This is a genomic window from Methylobacterium sp. CCH7-A2 (genome assembly GCF_001557075.1).
GTDB lineage: Bacteria > Pseudomonadota > Alphaproteobacteria > Rhizobiales > Beijerinckiaceae > Allobosea > Allobosea massiliensis.
In genome coordinates this window covers 1-16,980 of record NZ_LSKN01000188.1, presented here as the reverse complement: position 1 = coordinate 16,980, position 16,980 = coordinate 1, and the positions used below count along the sequence as shown (strand labels likewise).

Genomic DNA, 16,980 nt, shown 5'->3' with positions numbered 1-16,980 from the left:
GAATCCCGGCCGGTCAATTATCGGAATGATGGCCGGTCGGAATCGGAATCCGCACATGAGAGGGCGGCAGACCCCGAATGGGAAAAAGCGCAGGCGAGTATGCACCGGATCTGGACCAGGGCGCCCGGCGGCGCGACGGTCATCGCGCGCGTGCTCGACGCCATCGCCGATCTGCAGGACAGCGCCCAGAACGGGGCGTCAAGTCGAGCACCAAAAAGCCAGTCAGATTCTTAACAGCCGCGGCGCGGCAGTGTTCGCGGGGCCGCTCACGATGCCGCAGGCCCGCGAGCCGCACGAACTGACCGGTTTTCAATCGTCCAAATGGCGTGCAGCAGGATGATCGCTTGGATGATTATACCGTGTCGCTGAGGCTGCATGGCAGGTTTCAGCGCGGATCAGGGTTTGCGCCCGTACCCAGACCTAAACGGCAATCGCCGATGAATGCCCTCAGCTACATCCATGGCACCCGACCGTGGTTGAGATCATCCAAGCGCGGCGACGTTTGCCATGCGCACGCGTTCCTTAATCCATCGACGCGCGGCCGGAATGCTCTGACGATAGTCATCTGCGGCCATCGACAGAGACTCTGGCGAGGTAGCGCGGTCCAGATCTTCTCTCGACCAATCGTCGAGCAGCCGCTTGGCAAGCGCATAGCAGGTGGCCTTACCGACCCGGAAGGCGAGCGTCCGCTGAGAAGCGTGAATAGCCAAGGCACGTGCCTCTTCCAGATCCTCGGCACCGACAAACTCGTCGGCAAGCTCGTCCGCCATTCTCCCGACTACGGGATACAGGCCGTTCACGAACAGGGTCTGCACCTCGCCGTAGAATTTTGCTGCACGCCCCTTAAGTCCCCTTTCGGCTATTTCCTCAGGGTCGATCAAGATTTTGATCTCCGGCGCTCGCTCAAGAGCTCGTGACAGCCTGGAGGCCATGGCGCCTTCGGGCGCGTGTCGAACCCGCGTCTTCGCGGCACGGTCTTCACCCCTTTTGGGAGCCTTGCGGACGCCGTCTGGCGTAGGCTCGTCCTGCTCGGCCTCGATCGCGGTGGCTTCAGGTTCGGCTAGGCCCGCATCGTTGCTTTCAGTTGGCACCGTGGGGGATGGTCGTGCCGATGCCGGTTTCAACACTTTTGTGGGCACCCGAAGCTCATCGAGAAGCGTCTGCAGGTCCGATTGCAGATCATTCAGGTCATCGGCACCATCGGGCGACTCGGCGCGGATCACGTCCTTGACCCATTCCGGCATCAGCTCCCGCACCAAGTAGGCGTATTGGTCGGCCGTCAACGGCGAGCGGTCGTGACGCCACAGTAGCGAGTCGCGGTATTGACTGGGATAGGCGCTTCCGTCGGGAAGCCGAATCTCGACGGTTAGAACCTTGGAGCCGAAGGGGATGCCGAAGGTAGGTGCAGCCGAGGACCATACCTTCTGGGTCCGGAAGTCATACCTCTCGTCCCGATAGACGAGCGCGCAGAAAGTGGTTGAGCTAGTTGCCGCGTTGGCCCGGGCGCTGGACGTATGGCTTGAGCTTTCATTCTTCGGATCATGCACGTAGCGAACCGTGATGCCGGTGTCGGAATCGATGGCGTCCTCATGCTTCAGCGGAACGCGCTCGATGATGTCATCGAGCGTCCGAAGTTGCCGGAACCTGCCGGTCTCGTTCTTCCCGCCGCCCTTCGTCATGGCAACGTCGATCTTGACCTGCACGTCGTCCGAAAACGCTGCGAAGCGGCGGAAGACCGACGTTGCGATGAAGCTTCGGTCGACCTCCTGCCCGACGCCGATGGGCTCGGCCACCGTGTCGTGCTCGGGCGATTCCCCGAGAAGAACGACCTCGGTCCAGTCGTGTTCCACAGAACGGCCATCCTTGATGGCGGCGGCGGTCACGTCATAGATCGTCTCGGTGCTGCCATCGGCCATCAGCGTGGCGAAGCGAACATACGTATCCTCCTGCGCGTCGAAGCCGATCGTAACCTCGTTGACCTCGCCGTCCTTGCAGGATCGATAGCGGATGCCGTCAGGAGAAGCGGCGAGACCAGACACCTTGGCACCGATGCCGAAGTTGCCGTCCAGCGACATCATTTTGTTGACCGATGAGCTGAGGTCGGTGGCGGTCTTCAGCTCACTCGCCGACATCCCCACTCCTGTGTTGAAGAAGGTCAGCTTACGGACACCATCGATTATTGTCGGCTGGATCTCGACGATGCGCCGCCCGATCGGCGCCAACGCCGCATTTTCGTCGGCGTTCTTGAAAAACTCGCGGACCAGCGTGTTAATCGGCGCCTGTTGGATAAGGCGGTTGATCAGGAACTTGCGGTCGCCGATCCCAAGGTGCTCCGGACCCATGATGCTTCTCCCAGTTAAAGCTTGAAGGTCTCGGTCGTCTCGGTCGAAGAACCGAACCGCTTCTCGAGGTCGGACACCGCGTCCCTGAGCGCCTTGGTGATCTTTCTGATGTCAGCATCGGCATAGTCGTAGGCGCGCCTGTTCGACAGGTTGCCGAGTTTACGGATCGCATCAAGTGCGACCTGCGTGCGCCCCTCCGCCAGCCTCACGAAATTCTCTCTCTTATCTGCGTCGCTCATTCCGCGCCTCCAGTGCGTCAGCTACATATTCAGACGGACAGAAATTTGCAAGGACGTTATGAATTTCACTGCACCCTTCGGATATCTTGATGCGTGATTGTGATCGGCGCGGACTTCAACGCGAGGCAATGAATGGGTTTTGCCGCAACGAACGTTGGCATAGTCGAGGCGAGGCAACATCGATTGTTGCCTCGCCGTTGAGCGCACCGGCCGACGGGACGGCATGGTGCAGCTTACGGCCCAGCGAGCACGTGGCCGATGATCAGGGTCTCGATGATCCGGACGAGGCGCTGCGACTGCTTGGCCGGCTTGAACAGGAATATCTCCCGGGCGCGGGACATGCGGTCGCCGCATGCCATGTTGTAAGGGCTGAAGCGTTCGAAGCGCGAAGGTGAGAGCCCGAACCTGGCGCAGTGCGCGCGCCCTGCCCACGACGTCACCCAACGCCCGAGTTCGGCGTTCGAGAGGGCCTGGCGCAGCAGCCGCTCGAAGGTGTCGAAGTCGAGATCGGCGGGGAGGATCACTTCGATCCCCCGCGGCAGGATCCTCAGAGGACTGCCAGGGGACAGCATGACGTCGGTCCCCACCATCGACAGCCCCCACCGGCTAAAGTGCGGATCCTCCACGGTTTCGGCGCCGATCCAGTATGTCGAGCCGTACCGGTCGGTGCCGAGGGCATCCAGACGACGCTGAAGCCCGGGCGTCTCGTCCTGAGTCGTGGAGATCTTCCAGGCACCGATATGGAGGAGCTGAGCTACGGAGCTCAGGAGGCCTCGACACCCCGCGATGTAGACCGTGGTGCGCTCGCCGGGAATGAAGCGGCTGGTGAAGATAGGTTCGGCGAAGCGCGGGTCGGGCTTCAGATCGAGGCGAGGCCCGCCGATCTCGGGCCACGCAGTAGGCACCCACAGCCGGACGGCTGCAGGGGAATGCACGTCCTTCAGCCGTCGTGGCGTGGCGTTGCAGCGAGGCGCGATGGAAGTGGCAGGCAACCGCGCCGGGAGAATCTTGGTCATTAGTGTCGATCTCTGATCTGGTGTTCGGAAGGGTTCCAGAGGGGTGTCTTCGTATTCCCTCATTCTGACGGACCGGTCGTGGAGACGAAGGCTCGCGTGGGTTGTGTGGTTCTTTCGGTCTCAATCTGGCTTGTCCTATGGGGCAGGCCTCGCGCTGCCGTTCATGACGAAAGGCGCGCCGCATGGACGCGCCTCCCAGTCGCTTCAGCTTTTCGCCAACCTGCAGGCGCGGTCGTCAGTCCTACTCATCGACGTTCAGGAACCGGCCGCTCTGTCCGGCGACGGTCTCGCCTTGGTTGAAGGCGATCTCCCAGAGCGCCCCGAACCGATCCGGGTCGGCGTCGCGAGAGCGCACGAGATCGCGCGCCGAGATCTTGGCGGCGACGTCCTGCAGGTCGCGCGCCGGCCAGAGCGCGATGCGAAGCAGCCGGGCATAGGCGAGAACCAGCCCGCCCTCGATCGCGTCGGCGGTCATTTCAGGCTGATCGCTGTCGCAGCGCAGCGCATCGACCAGCCCGAAGACATGGCGGGCGCCGTCGAGAAGCCCAACGAGATGCGGCGTGGCAGCGAAGTACGACTTCAGGCTTTCGGCCTGCTCGAGCGGATAGGTCGCTGGGGCGCCGGGCTCGGTCGTTACCGGCTTCGGCTGCAGAGCGCCGACGCGGCGTGCCATCGTCGTGATCATCTCGCTGATCTCTTCGGCGCCCTTCGGCAGGGTCAGGTGGGCAGACACACGCGGAAGCGTGCCGACGGCGCGCTGCACCAGTGCCAGATCCTCGCCATCACCGTTGCGATGAGCATGCCGGAGCAGGTGGCGACCGAGCTCTTCCCGCGCCCAGCCGTCGTCCTCCGAGCGCTCCGGCAGGAGCAGAAGCGCGAGGTTCGCGGCGTTCGACAGGATGGTCAGTGCATTGATGACGTCGATCCAGGCCTGGACCTGATCAGGCTCCCGCGCGATCATCGCGATCATCCTCCGGACCTCGCCGGCATGTGCGTCGGCACGGCCGCGAACGGACAGGAGACTGGGGAGCTGGTTGCGGAAGATGGCGAGGCTTTCGGTCTCGCTCGGCGCAAGAGGCACAAGGCGTTCGAGGCCAGCGAGGTCGTCGATGACAGGATGCAGGCTCGGCACGACGGCGACCGTGCTGAGCAGCTGGTTGCGGCGATTGTTCGTGTTCATGGTATTTCCTTGAGTTCATGAGGGGTGACGGTGTCGTTCCGTCGAATCTCTCCTTTCTCGTGATCCCCAGGCCCATTCCCGGCCGGCCTTGGAATGCGAACAGGCAGTGCTGGTGAAGGCGCTGCCTGTTCATGATGTTGGAATGCCGGGCGACCCTCGGGCGCATCGGCCGGTTCGAAATCTCCCAGGGGCTAGTTCTAGCCGCTCCGCGAGCGGCCTCTTCCGGACGTCAGGAACCCGAATTGAGCAGGTTTGGAGTCGCCCGTGGCAACGGCCTCTGCGGCTTCGATATCGGCGAGCGACATCCGGTCCCGGCCTGCGGCAGCGGCGAAGCCATAAGCCAGTTTGGCGACCTTCTTGATCCCACGCGGGTTCGGCCTTGCAAGACGGCATAGGATTGCTTCGGCGGGCAGCTCGACACCCCCGCGCAGGGTATCCACGATATCGGCGACGATGTTTCGCGCGATCGCGACGAGTGCGTCGCCCGACGGCGGTGCGATATGGAAGGCGAGCACACGATCCATGATGAAGTTGGGAATCTGTCCTGCGTCGTTAGCGGTCAGAATGAACAGGGCGTTGGCGACGTTGAAGGGCACCTGAAGATACTCGTCCCGCATGGCGCAGGCGTTTTCAGGCTCGAGGGCTGCCAGAAGGACAGCATAGGGCTGTTCGGTATGGTGGGTCATGAACTTGTCGACTTCGTCGAAGAGCACGGCCGGCTGCGCGCTAACGGACGCGATCATGGCCTCGGTCAGGATTCCGGTGCGCGCTCCTCGCCAGCTCGGCGGATGTCCGACCAGGAGCGCCTGAGCATCGCTGGACGTCGCGCATGAGAAGGCATGGATATCGACGCCGAGGGCCGTGGCGATCGATTTCGACGCATGGGTCTTGCCGATGCCGGGCTCGCCGAGCAGCAGCACCGGGGGCACCGACACCGGGGCGCCCGTCATGGCCGACAAAGCGACGGCGCGCTCATAAAGCGCAACGACCTCGCCAAATGCCGGACATTGCGCATGGACCTGCGCCAGTGCGTTTTGAAGGCTCGGCGTACCGAACAGCAGGGAGCGATGGGGGCCTCGCACATCGTTGAGGATGGCGAGGAGCTTCTCGACCCGTGGCCCCTCATCGGGACCGAGAGCTGGAGGCGGCCCGTAGTACTCCTCGAGCCGCGGCTCGAACCCCCACGCAAGCGTGATCTGACGCTCGACCTCGTCGCGATCGAAGACGGCGATCGTCTTGTCCGATGAGACGCCCGACGCCTCGGCATTCCCGTCGACACGGGCAGTCTCTGCCTCGGTGCAGCGGGACGTGGGCTTGCTTCGGCGATTGGGTTTACCAAGAGAGGTATCGATTTCGGGCATGCGCCGTTCTCGTCTATTCGATGTTTCGGGGGCCGCTGTCGCGGGCTGGCAACCGCAGTCATCGAACGACGAAAAAGGGCGAACCCTGCGGCTCGCCCCTTTCCGGTGACTTTATGAAGTTGGGCCAATCTCCAGGTTATCCCTGGCCGGGAAACCTCTCGGTGGCGTGTTTGGCTTCCACTTTGAACCGATCGCTCTGCCCGGCCACGCCATTGCCGAGATCGTAGGCCATCGCCGCGACGGCTCTTGCGCTGGAGGGATCCGCGACGCGATCGCGAAGGATCGCCCTGCAAGTCGCCTTGGCGTGGAGATCGCGCTCCGTGCGCGCCGGCCACAGACCGACCCGGGCGATCGCAGCGTATGCGAGGGCCAGGGCCGACTTTGCGGCCTGCTCGAGGATCTGGTCGGTTTCGCCGACAGACTGCGTCCAGGCATCCGCCTTCGCCAGCAGATCCATGGCCTCCTCGGCGAGAGACGTGAGGTCGGGCGGAGCGGCGAAGAACGCCTCGAGCGACAGAGCCTCTTCCAGCCGGTAGCAGTCGGCACGGGCAAGTTCATCGGCGGAGGCATCTGCCGCCGGGGGCCGGATCAGTCCCATTCTCCGAACCGTCTCATGGATCCACGCGGTCATTTCGCCGATGTCGGCGACGCTGGATTTCTCCTTGGCCTTCGGCGCGATGCCGAAGGCCTTGCGCAGAAGCTCAGCGCGGGCGGCGTCGCCCTGCCGCTTTGCAGCCGAGGAGAGGCACTCGCCGATGTACTCCTTGGCCCAGCGGTCGTCTTCGGACCTCGGCTCGACCAGCGCAGCGGCGAGGTACGCGCTCTGACGAAGCAGATTGAGGGCGTTGAACGTGTCGATCCGCTCCTCGGTCAGCGTCTCGTCCTTGGACATCAGTTTGACGAACCGGCCGAGTTCGTCGTCGTGGAAGGTCGCGCGCGCGATGATGGCGGTGGACGCCGGCGCGATGTTTGGTAGGCCGGCCAGACGTTCCACTTCAGCAGGTGCTTCCGGCAGCCGATCCGCGAAAACGGCGAGCTCTTCACAAACCGGCCGGATCGTCGTTGCGAGAACCAGCGAGGCGGTGCCGACAGGCTTGGGCGATGAGGTGTTTGCGATGGCTTTCTTGGTCATGGTCTCTGCTCTTTTCCCAGGGGTGACTGCCACGCGGCAGCACGATTCCTCCTCTCCCCGTCGCCGTTTCGGCGCTTTTCGACCTGTCTTCCCGGCAAGATGGCTGCGCCCCCGAACCTGTCGCTTGTCAGAGCAGCTACGAAAAAGGTCACCGCCCCCGGAGGGCGGTGACCTTCGATGTCATCTGTCCCGCCTTCTTTTCAGTCGGTGACCGCGTCGAGCAAGGCCGATTTGGCGTCGAGCCACGCGGAGATGTCCGCGATGTTCCTCAGGCGGTCGACGTCACCCGGATCGCTGGCCCCGCGGAGGGCCACAAGACGTCGCCGCGCTGCCGGGATCGTCATCCAAGGACGCTCGCCATGGGTGAGAAGGCGATCGACGAGCCAAGTCGTCATCGCCGCACGGTCCGTCGCCGTCATCGTTGCCGGAGCCGCCTCGAAGACCAAGCGCCGCGAGAACGCCTGGAGTCGCGGATCGCCGATCACGGCCTGGCCGAAGCGATCGCGCTGCTCCCAGGCGATTTCATGCCATCGACGGGAATGCGCCTGATCCAGCTTCGTGACGAAGCGATCGTAGATCTGTTCTTCAGGCTCCGAGGCGATGGCGCGATCGCTGAACTGCCGCCCGAGCGCGGCGGTGAGCCGTGCGACGAACCCCTGATCGGCGCGGATACGCTTGGCTCGCGCCTTGTATTGTTCCATCGAGAGGGGGTCGACGATGGCGGCTCCGCCATGCTCGACCGGAAAGAGCATCGGCTGGGCGTTCGCGGCGATCGTGAAGATCGGGCGCGGCCCCCGGATCGCCAACAGCTCCGCCAGCTCGGGCTCGCTCCTCTCGAGATAGGTGCCCGGATCGACCGTGAGGTCGGCTACGCCAAAAGCGCTGCCGTTCGTGGGGCTGACGACGATCGGCGCGATCGGGAGGGTCCTCGAGGCCCCAAAGTGTTGGGTCAGGGCCAGCAACTCGATGTTACGCAGCATGTCGAGGACATGCCGGCGATCCGAGTTCGCCGTCATCATCGCAAAGGTGGCGGGCGCCGCCTCCCGGAGATGTCGTAGGATCGCGAGCGTGGCACGAGCATCGGCTAATGCGTCATGAGCCTCGTCATCGGGAAGGACGATGCCGTTTGCGGCGCAGAGAGGTCCAAGTCGAAAGGTCGGCTTGCCGGCCTCGTTGAGAGGCACGGCCAGTGCCCATGGTTCGTGAGCCGCGATAGCCTGCGCCATGACCATGACGTCGGCTCTCGTACAGCCCGGCGCTTGGGTCGCGTAGACGGGATGGAGCGTCTGGAGGAAGCCCTGCCGTAAGATCGTCTCGTCGAACTTCAGACTGTTATATCCGACCCAGCGTGCCGGGCCAACCGTCGAGACGACCGAGGCGATCGCCTGCATGAGGTCGAGATGCGAGAGCGGTGCGCCGTCGAGCATCGCCGGCGTTGTTCTCGTCGTCAGCAGCGCGTCCGGCGACGGAATGACGTGCTGCGGGGGACGTCCGCGCAGCACGATCTCGTCTTGCACGACGAGATCGTCGTCGCAGACGATGAAGGCGCCTTGGAGTGGCACGTCGTAGTGGCGCGAGAGGCCAGTGGTCTCGGTGTCGTAGATGACCGTGGTCATTGGCCCCGCCTCAGTGCTTGAGAGCGGATGGCGCGACGCACGCGACCATGGCGATGTCGATGTCCAGGCGCTCGGTGTCGCGGATCAGCGATGCCTGCAGCAGGCGTAGAACGTAGGATCTTCGAACCTCGTCAACGTCCCGCTCGATCGCTTCTGCGATCTCCGCCTTGAGAACCACGAGTGCGGCGTCATGCGCCGGCACCTCCGCGATCAGGAGGGCGTAGCGCCGCGCGGCGATCCGAGCGCCTTCGCCGAGCTGCCGGCCGGTGAGGTCGCCATACTCCTCGAATATCCTCCCTGGTTCCGCCTCCAGTTGAACGGCGTGGGCCATGTGAACTTCCCAGCGCAGGAAGTGGTCGGCGCTGTCGTTCTGGGCACGGTAGAGCGCGCGATAGTACGCGAGGTTGCTGTCGCCGATGTCGTCGGCGACGTAGGGCATCTTTTCAATCATGTTCAGCTAGCCAAGGTCGGAGCGTCACGCCCGCGAGCGCCGGATCACCGACCTGCTCTTTTCACGGGGGTTCCCTGATCAGGGTTCCACGGATCGATGTCCCAACGGCACTGTGCCGGCCCAGCGGCCTATTCCGCGTGGTCGGGCAGGCCCAGGCGCGCAGATCATCGCATGACACGCCTTCGAGGACTAAGCCGCAGCCGTCCATTCAATCTCCATACCCTTTCCCGCCCTGTCGACCCGGATTGGACAGGATCGCCTTCCTCCTTTCTTGTTGCCTCCGCTCTTCATCGTTCGGACCCTCGCCTTCCTGCCTGCCGCGCTTCGCCAGCGCTTCCAGCCAAATTTCTTTAGCGCGGGATCGATCGGGTTGAGACGATGGCGAGGGAGCGATCGACGGAGTGGCTTTCGCCGTTTCGACTTCCCTCAGCTCCACTTCATGGGCCCACGCATCGAGGGCAGCCTGTGCCGCCCGATTGGCGCTATCGAGTGCTGATTGAGCTGCTTTCGCTTGAGCCGCTTTCTCCTCCTTTGCGACCTCATGGAGGTCGGCGGCGACTTCCGCGGTCGGCAATTCGTCGAGAGCGTGAACCGACCTATGCCGGGTGTCCGTGATGCGGCTCTTGAACTCCCGCTGAAGACGAATGTGATGCCTGGCTGAGGAACTCTGCCTTGTCGAGGCGATCAGCGCGTCCAGCGTCGCCGCCTCGCCTGCCTGAGCGGCTCGGAGAAGAAGGGCTGCCTTCCAGTGTTCGGCCGCTTCGATCGCAAGCTGCCGCGAAGCCGATGACGTCGCGCGGGACCAATCGACCCGCGCTCCATCGCGCGAGAAAGTCGGCACCGACCGCATGATGCGAACGAATTCGTCCGGCGCGTTTCGAGCGGACGTGACCAGACGGTCCAGAGCACTGACCGCCTTGGCCTGCTGTGTCCGAGAGGACCGAACAGCGGCGCCAGCGATCTCGGCTGCGACGTCGTGGAGAGACAGGTCGCGATCACGATGAACGATCTTCCTGGCGTATCCCGCTTTCCTCTCGGGCTCGACGTCCAGGATGCCCGCGGCGGCGTAGCTGCGATGATCGTACCGGATCGCCTTGCCCGCCCTCGCCATCTCGGCATTGACCAGACCTGCGAAACGCTCGCGCTCCCGCTGAACGAACCGTCCCCGTAGCATGTCTGGCACGTCCTGGCGCATCGGGAACTGATCGCGGTAGTTGCGGTGCTTCGTGCGGATGCGCCTGACGGCCGCGAAATCCCAGGTAGGGACGAGCTTGCGCCCTTTGGCGCCGTCATCACCTCCCTCAGGCCATGGGATCATTTTGGCCGGACGATTGAAGACGATAACGTGCGCGTGGAAGTTCCGGGGATCGTTGTCCGCCGTCGGCGCATGCAGTGCCGCCCAGTACGGGATTTTCCTGTCATCGTCGACGCCGAACGGGGCGTCGAACGGAGCGACGAAGGCTTTGACGATCGCGAGCCGCTCGGCTGCCGACGCCTCCTTCGGCAGTTGGAGAATGAAGCGGTGCTGGATGATTCCGTTGGCGCGTTCGGGGTGTTTGTGAGCCAGGCGCCAGAATTCCAGCCGCTCGGCCTCGGTCTTGCCGGCCGTCCCGAACGAGAACTCCGTCTCTGCGACGTCGGCATCGCGGTTGCCGCCGACCTTCTCTGCGTCTTCGATATAGGCCTGTTCCCTGGCCGGCTCGACGATCGTCGAGGTCTGCTCCACGGCAGAAGGACGTTCGATGTAGAGCTGATGGGCGCCCGGCTGAGACGTGTAGTAGATGTCCCTGCCGAGCTTGGCATGACCAAATCCGTTGCGGCACCAATGAGTCTGCCCGGGCTTAAGCTCCGTGGATCGCTTGGTCACAGAGGTATGCCCGAAATGAAAGCTCATGCCGCCGGTATCGGGCATGGGTCGGCGCTTCGTGGGCGCAAGCCCGATGGTCGGAAACTCGGTACGGACGGCACGCACGATCGCGGCGGACATTCTGTCAGCGGCTAAGCCAGCTTCGCGAACCGGGTTGTGGGCAATGGCGTGCTCTACGTTCCGCCGCGCCCGTTCCTCAGCCCGCGCGAGCGCCTTGGCCAGGACGCGATCAAGTGCATGCCGCGACGGAGCGAAAAGGCCCCGTGTCCGTCCGTCGACATCCTCCAGCGTCACCTCGCGGGCCATCGCGAATCACTCACGTTTTTCAGTCAAGGAAATTCTGCCAGTGATCCACGAGATTGAAAGCGGGTTCGAGCACTAGACCTTCAGGCCCGCAGCCGCCCGGAGGGTGGCGCGGCATCGCAGATGCCGCGCGGGACGGATTGAGCCGATTAGCGTCTCGTGGTGCTGGCACGACAGGCAACTGGCGACCGCCACGCAGGGCGCCGACGAAAGTGCCGAAACGCCCCCCTGGGGCGGTGCGGCACTTTTGTCTTTCGCGCCATTGTAGCCTTGTTTGATGGAATTGAAGCTCACACTAGCTCGATGTGATCTTTCTCGGCTCGTTGAAGAAGGCCGCGCCGTAGCCCGAAAAATATCTAATGAAGCTATACTGAATGTAGCCTACACTCACACAAATTGAGCTACAGAGTGATAGAGGAGACGACGAGATGACCTCCGCGCCAGTCATCCGGATGGACCGCGCCCAACGGCGGCGGCTGATAGCGGCTTTGGTTGCTGACGCGATCGGTAAAGGTCAGCTCGGCTCCGACGCGATCGACTTCGCGGCTCTGCTCTTCGGGGATCCGGATCTATGGACCGACGTCGGAGAGCACGGTGCAATCGTCCAGAGGGTTCTGGCGACTTCGCCGAAGGCGACGACGCCGACGGCCGCCCGCTTTGCTGGGAAGGCACTGCCCGTCGCGATGAAGACTGTCGAGGACGAGATCGTGCTAAGTCTTGGGATCGAAGGCGCGCAAGCCACCGGAGGCGGGGGCAGATCCGGCGACGATACCGAGTATCGTCGCATACGAAGCAAACTGGCCAACTATGTCCGCTATCTCAGCGAGCGAGGAGATTACGAAGAACTGAACCGCAAGTTGCGCGGAGCCTACGCGGCCATCCAGGCCGATGCCCGCTCGGCTGAGGACTTGGCCAAGGAGTTCAGCCTGCCCCTGGAGGACGTGGAGAACTGTCGCGCTGAGGTTGGTGCCTTGATCAAGATCGCAGCCGCTCCGGCCCAAGCGAGCTTGAAGCCCCTTGTACCAACGAATAATGGCCGACCGAGGCGTGGCCTTTTGTTGCTCGACACATCAGGCCGTCTCCGTTGGGGGAGACGAAGGCACGGCGGCGCCGCCCCTGCACCAGCGAAAACAGACACGCAGACCGTGGCTGTTTCATCGACACCGACGACGCTGGTCATGGCTCAAGCCATGGAGCTGGCCTCACGCGAGATTGACCAAAATCTGATCGATAGCGCGATCCTGCGCGCCCGCGTCGGGTTGGAGATGAATGACGAACATCGATCGGCACTGCCCGCAAGGTGGGAGATGGCGGATCTCGGAGTTTTTCGCATTATCGAGCTCCTGCCTTATCCACGCCCGTGTCATCTCGACACTGCTCTCGCTGCATTCGGTCATCCATCACAGCAGGTTTGCATGGAGGCCGATACTGCGATCGTCGCTTTGCTAGAGAGCCAAGCTGCGCCTTTGCGAACACTGCTTATCGAGCGGGTCAATAAGGCGCCGCCGGATCGCGTGCTTCCCGGCCCCATCCCTGACCGATGGTGGCGCGCGGTAACATATTTAGCGGATTGCCGAACGTACTCGGGTGAACACACGGCCCACCCAAAATGGCCAGAGGATTGGGAATACCTGGGTGCAGCCCAGCCGGGCGTCTATACGGACGAGGGCCGGTTTTGCACGATTTTGCTGGATGTCATTCTTGATGTCGTCGCTCTGACATCCCAGCTGCCTGAGCGGCTATGGCAGTCAACCTTTTCAGCGCTGGAACAACGCGGCGGCGATTATGTTGCGGTCGTTCGGATCGCACGTCAGGCCGCAACGCAGCCCGAATTGATCGACCTCTTGATCGGCAAATGGCTCACCATGTGGGAAGGGGTTCCCATCGAAAAGTTGCTTCCAGCTTTCGCGGACTAGCTGGCCGGAGGCGTCGGTCAGCTAGGTGTTCGCATTTTGCGCTCCTCCTGCACGGCTTGCACTGGCGCTTGAGCCGGGTGGTCGTCGGAGATCGCTTTCGTAACGATGAAACGAAGACGCTCGCCGCCTAGATCATCAAGGACCTGGAGCGCGAGATCGCCAAGATGCAGGAGTGGTTTAGAAGACGCGCCGAAGTGAGCCTCGCGGTGTGGGGGGCTTGTGGCTTAATGAGGCTTCATTTCAGACGAGCGCGGCCACGACGATGACGGCAGACCAAACGCCCGGTCGAACGCGTACTCCGAGATTGACGCTACGTTGTCGTCTCGGATCTCGGCTTTGTGAGCTGGGCCCCTTGCGACCAAAGCCAAACAGGACCCACCAGTAATGCCCGCCTCTCCCCAGGGACCCGGTCGGCCCATAACACGGAGCCGCTTGAACAGACTGCGCCGAACCGGTCTCGCCCGGTATCTACGCTTCAAGCGCAATTTTCCGCGCCTGATCCGAACCGACGAGATCTGGCTCGTCTTGCTTGCCGGCATCGTTGGACTGGGTGCCGGCCTGATCGTGGCTGTCATGATCGGGGCTTCCCGGCTTCTGCACCTGATGCTCTTCTCGACCTATAGCGGCGATGTCAGCGGCGCGGCTTATGTCGATCCGCTTCGCATCGTCGCGGTGCCTGTCATCGGCGGCGCCATCATCGGGCTGCTCGGCCTCGTGCTGTCGCGAAGGCGCCGGACGGCGATCGTCGATCCTGTCGAGGCGAACGCCCTGCACGGCGGCAGGATGTCGATCAAGGACAGCCTCATCTTGATCGGGCAGACGCTGATCTCAAACGGCTTCGGAGCGTCGGTCGGGCTCGAAGCAGGCTACACGCAGGGCGGAGCGGCACTGGCGTCGGGACTGGCCCGCTTTCTGCAAATTCGTCGATCGGATATGCGCACACTCGTCGGCTGTGGAGCGGCCGGCGCGATCGCGGCTGCATTCAACGCTCCGGTGACAGGAGCCTTCTACGCCTTCGAGTTGATTATTGCCTCCTACACCATCGGTACGCTTGCGCCTGTGATTGTGGCCTCCATAGCCGCTGTTGCCGTAGCCCGAGTTCTGATGGAGCCGCTTTCATTCGAGATCGGCTTCGCCGGATCGCTGAGTGCCAGCAATTACGTGCTCGTGATCTTCATCGGCATCGCCGCCGCCGGGCTAGGCATTCTGATCATGCGGGGCGTCGCGTTCACAGAGACACTGTTTCGGGCCAGCCGGATCCCGGTTTGGCTTCGGCCGGCGATCGGCGGTGGCATCGTCGGGACCATGGGGCTGGTTACCCCAATCGTGCTGTCTTCGGGACATTCGGCGCTTCATGTGAGTCTGGACGCCACGATTGCTCCGGGGATGCTGGTGCTGATGATCATCCTCAAATCGTTGGCCTCGGCTGTGTCGATCGGCTCCGGCTTTCGCGGCGGCCTGTTCTTCGCATCGCTGTTTCTCGGCGCGATGCTCGGCAAGCTGGTCGCCTGGGCATGGGCGGTGCCATTTGGACTGCAGGCGGCCCCGATCATCATCGCCGTCATCGGCATGAGCGCCCTGGCGACCGCGGTACTGGGAGGCCCGTTGACCATGTCCTTTCTGGCGCTGGAAACGACAGGGAGCCTGCCATTGACGATTGCGGTTCTGACCGCTTCCGTCGTGTCATCCATCACCGTGAGACGGTTGTTCGGATATTCCTTCACGACCTGGCGGTTCCATCTCAGAGGTGAAGCGATCCGCAGCGCCGCCGACATCGGATGGATCCGGGAGCTCAGTGTCGGTCGGATGATGCGCCGCGATGTCAAAAGCGTGACCAACACCCTGACGCTCTCAGAGTTTCGTCGAATGTTTCCGCTCGGGAGTGGTCAGCGTATCGTGCTCGTCGACGAGACCGGCCGTTATGCCGGCATCGTCCTGGTGGCTCACGCACACGGGCCAGAGGTCGATGTCGAGACCGTTGCAGAGCTGGCGTTGAATCCCAAGGATGTTCTGCTGCCCCAGATGAACATCCGCGAGGCGGCGAGCCTGTTTGAATCGTCCAAGAGCGAGGAGCTGGCTGTCGTCGATGATCGGTCGACATTGAAGGTCGTGGGCCTTTTGACCGAGCAGTATGCACTGCGCCGGTATAATGCTGAGTTGGACAGCCGCAGTCGCGATACGGCTTCCGTCTAGCCCGCTTGGCCCCCTGCCCCGCGAAGTCTGCGAGTGGTGTGTGCGGCCACCCACGACGGGCTGCCTTGCGCCCGCGGTTGAATTCGATACATTCCGATTTAACGATATAAAATCGGGAGGGTTCGATGATCAATCGCCGCGGCGTTCTCGCGGCCGGGGCGGCGTTCCTGCTGCCCGCGGCTCCCTGTCCGGCAACGGCGCAGGTGGTCGCCCGAAGCGGCAGTGGCGACATTGCCGTCACCGTCCTCAGCGATGGCGGTTTCGAGATGCCCGCTGCCATGCTCGCCCGCGACGTCGAAGCCGAGACGATCAGGAGCGTCGCGCAGCTCTCCGGGCCATCGACGACCGTGTTGAACGTGACGTGCCTGCGCCGGGGCGACCAAACGATCGTGTTCGACTGCGGCTCCGGCGCGAATTTCCTGCCGGGAACCGGCAAGCTCGCGGCCAGCCTGGAGACGGCCGGCATCGCGCCCGACAGCGTCACCCATGTGCTCTTCACGCATCTGCACCCGGACCATCTCTGGGGCGCGCTGGACGACTTCGATACGCCGCTGTTCCCCAATGCCCGCTGGCTCGCCGACGCGGCCGAGGTCGCCTACTGGACGAGCCCCAAGGTCTATGAGGGGCTGCCGGAGGACCGGCACGCCTTCGCGGCGGGCGCGCAGCGTGTGCTGAAGGAACTCGGCGACCGGCTGGAGACGCGCACCGCCGGGCAGGACTGGGCGCCCGGCATCACCGCCTCCGGCACGCCCGGCCACACGCCCGGCCATGTCTCTTTCGGCTTCACCGATCCGCAAGGGCCGGTCTTCGTCGTTGGCGACGCGCTGACGCATCCTGTGATTTCGTTTGCGCATCCCGACTGGCGGCCGGCTTCCGACCATGAGCCGGACCGGGCGGTTGCGACACGGCGCGCCCTTTTGGAGCGTGCCGTGGCCGAGAAGGCCCGCATCATCGGCTACCATCTGCCGGGCGCGATCGGCCGCGTAGAAAAGCAGGGCGCGGCCTATCGCTTCGTCCAGCCGGGCTGAGGGCCGGCCGCAGGGATCAGAGCTTCTTGCCGTCCTTGCCGAACTGCTTGAGGAACGCCGTCAGATCGGCGATTTCCTTTTCGTTCTTGATCCCGGCGAAGACCATCTTGGTGCCGGGGATCTTGGCACGCGGATCCTTGATGTAGTCGGCGAAGATCGCCTCGTCCCAGGTCAGGTTCGCGGCCTTGTTGGCGGCAGAGTAGCTGTAGCCCTCGACTTCGCCGGTGTGGCGGCCGAACAGGCCGTTGAGATGGGGGCCGACGCCGTTCTTCGCGGTTTCGCCGATCTGATGGCAGGCGCGGCACTTGTTCCAGGAGCGCTCGCCGGCGGCGATGT

At 63.4% G+C, this 16,980-nt stretch carries 14 protein-coding genes; 4 read left to right on the top strand and 10 right to left on the bottom strand.

Annotation, left to right across the window (positions count from 1 at the left end; translation table 11 throughout):
* Positions 1 to 234 (top strand): hypothetical protein (locus tag AX750_RS26750; RefSeq protein WP_210173041.1); only part of this gene is annotated, 234 nt, incomplete at its 5' end.
* Positions 235 to 482: 248 nt separating this feature from the next.
* On the opposite strand, the gene AX750_RS14580 is transcribed toward AX750_RS26750, so the two are convergent.
* The 9 genes from AX750_RS14580 to AX750_RS14540 form a co-directional block, all read right to left on the bottom strand.
* Positions 483 to 2,342, bottom strand: a complete 1,860-nt coding sequence (locus AX750_RS14580; RefSeq protein WP_066734257.1) for a hypothetical protein — start codon at positions 2,340 to 2,342, stop codon at positions 483 to 485.
* A gap of 14 nt (positions 2,343 to 2,356) precedes the next feature.
* Complete coding sequence (locus AX750_RS14575) at positions 2,357 to 2,581, bottom strand: hypothetical protein (RefSeq protein WP_066734255.1); 225 nt, start codon at positions 2,579 to 2,581, stop codon at positions 2,357 to 2,359.
* A gap of 233 nt (positions 2,582 to 2,814) precedes the next feature.
* On the bottom strand, positions 2,815 to 3,597 hold the full coding sequence (locus AX750_RS14570) for a hypothetical protein (protein ID WP_066734253.1): 783 nt from the start codon (positions 3,595 to 3,597) through the stop codon (positions 2,815 to 2,817).
* 241 nt (positions 3,598 to 3,838) lie between these two features.
* Positions 3,839 to 4,777 carry a hypothetical protein gene (locus AX750_RS14565; protein ID WP_066734250.1) on the bottom strand — a complete coding sequence of 313 codons (939 nt, stop codon included), beginning with the start codon at positions 4,775 to 4,777 and terminating at the stop codon, positions 3,839 to 3,841.
* 197 nt (positions 4,778 to 4,974) lie between these two features.
* Entirely contained in the window at positions 4,975 to 6,138 is a 1,164-nt protein-coding gene (locus AX750_RS14560) for an AAA family ATPase (protein WP_066734248.1), read from the bottom strand.
* A 136-nt stretch (positions 6,139 to 6,274) separates the two neighbouring features.
* Positions 6,275 to 7,270 (bottom strand): hypothetical protein, encoded by a 996-nt coding sequence (locus AX750_RS14555; protein WP_066717464.1) that lies wholly within the window; start codon positions 7,268 to 7,270, stop codon positions 6,275 to 6,277.
* Positions 7,271 to 7,470: 200 nt separating this feature from the next.
* Positions 7,471 to 8,886 carry an exonuclease domain-containing protein gene (locus AX750_RS14550; protein WP_066717462.1) on the bottom strand — a complete coding sequence of 472 codons (1,416 nt, stop codon included), beginning with the start codon at positions 8,884 to 8,886 and terminating at the stop codon, positions 7,471 to 7,473.
* Between the two features lie 10 nt (positions 8,887 to 8,896).
* Positions 8,897 to 9,325: a hypothetical protein gene (locus AX750_RS14545; protein ID WP_066717458.1), complete on the bottom strand. Its 429-nt coding sequence runs from the start codon at positions 9,323 to 9,325 to the stop codon at positions 8,897 to 8,899.
* A 220-nt stretch (positions 9,326 to 9,545) separates the two neighbouring features.
* Positions 9,546 to 11,510 (bottom strand): MobA/MobL family protein, encoded by a 1,965-nt coding sequence (locus AX750_RS14540; RefSeq protein WP_066717457.1) that lies wholly within the window; start codon positions 11,508 to 11,510, stop codon positions 9,546 to 9,548.
* Between the two features lie 425 nt (positions 11,511 to 11,935).
* Between AX750_RS14540 and AX750_RS14535 the strand changes: the two genes are divergently transcribed.
* The 3 genes from AX750_RS14535 to AX750_RS14525 all read left to right on the top strand — a co-directional run bounded on the left by AX750_RS14535 (position 11,936) and on the right by AX750_RS14525 (position 16,644).
* Positions 11,936 to 13,423, top strand: coding sequence for a hypothetical protein (locus tag AX750_RS14535; RefSeq protein WP_066717456.1), 1,488 nt, complete (start codon positions 11,936 to 11,938; stop codon positions 13,421 to 13,423).
* A 384-nt stretch (positions 13,424 to 13,807) separates the two neighbouring features.
* Positions 13,808 to 15,616: a chloride channel protein gene (locus AX750_RS14530; RefSeq protein WP_082735400.1), complete on the top strand. Its 1,809-nt coding sequence runs from the start codon at positions 13,808 to 13,810 to the stop codon at positions 15,614 to 15,616.
* Positions 15,617 to 15,741: 125 nt separating this feature from the next.
* On the top strand, positions 15,742 to 16,644 hold the full coding sequence (locus AX750_RS14525; protein WP_066717454.1) for an MBL fold metallo-hydrolase: 903 nt from the start codon (positions 15,742 to 15,744) through the stop codon (positions 16,642 to 16,644).
* Positions 16,645 to 16,660: 16 nt separating this feature from the next.
* Here AX750_RS14525 and AX750_RS14520 read toward each other — a convergent pair whose 3' ends face one another.
* On the bottom strand, positions 16,661 to 16,978 hold the full coding sequence (locus tag AX750_RS14520; protein ID WP_082734994.1) for a cytochrome c family protein: 318 nt from the start codon (positions 16,976 to 16,978) through the stop codon (positions 16,661 to 16,663).
* Between the last annotated feature and the right edge of the window lie 2 nt (positions 16,979 to 16,980).

What these genes read in the sequence shown, in the direction of transcription:
- AX750_RS14565 (WP_066734250.1), bottom strand. Translation starts at nt 4,777, where the DNA reads ATGAACACGAACAATCGCCGCAACCAGCTGCTCAGCACGGTCGCCGTC.
- AX750_RS14525 (WP_066717454.1), top strand. Translation starts at nt 15,742, where the DNA reads ATGATCAATCGCCGCGGCGTTCTCGCGGCCGGGGCGGCGTTCCTGCTG.
- AX750_RS14570 (WP_066734253.1), bottom strand. Translation starts at nt 3,597, where the DNA reads ATGACCAAGATTCTCCCGGCGCGGTTGCCTGCCACTTCCATCGCGCCT.
- AX750_RS14540 (WP_066717457.1), bottom strand. Translation starts at nt 11,510, where the DNA reads ATGGCCCGCGAGGTGACGCTGGAGGATGTCGACGGACGGACACGGGGC.
- AX750_RS14545 (WP_066717458.1), bottom strand. Translation starts at nt 9,325, where the DNA reads ATGCCCTACGTCGCCGACGACATCGGCGACAGCAACCTCGCGTACTAT.
- AX750_RS14555 (WP_066717464.1), bottom strand. Translation starts at nt 7,270, where the DNA reads ATGACCAAGAAAGCCATCGCAAACACCTCATCGCCCAAGCCTGTCGGC.
- AX750_RS14530 (WP_082735400.1), top strand. Translation starts at nt 13,808, where the DNA reads ATGCCCGCCTCTCCCCAGGGACCCGGTCGGCCCATAACACGGAGCCGC.
- AX750_RS14580 (WP_066734257.1), bottom strand. Translation starts at nt 2,342, where the DNA reads ATGGGTCCGGAGCACCTTGGGATCGGCGACCGCAAGTTCCTGATCAAC.
- AX750_RS14560 (WP_066734248.1), bottom strand. Translation starts at nt 6,138, where the DNA reads ATGCCCGAAATCGATACCTCTCTTGGTAAACCCAATCGCCGAAGCAAG.
- AX750_RS14550 (WP_066717462.1), bottom strand. Translation starts at nt 8,886, where the DNA reads ATGACCACGGTCATCTACGACACCGAGACCACTGGCCTCTCGCGCCAC.
- AX750_RS14535 (WP_066717456.1), top strand. Translation starts at nt 11,936, where the DNA reads ATGACCTCCGCGCCAGTCATCCGGATGGACCGCGCCCAACGGCGGCGG.
- AX750_RS14575 (WP_066734255.1), bottom strand. Translation starts at nt 2,581, where the DNA reads ATGAGCGACGCAGATAAGAGAGAGAATTTCGTGAGGCTGGCGGAGGGG.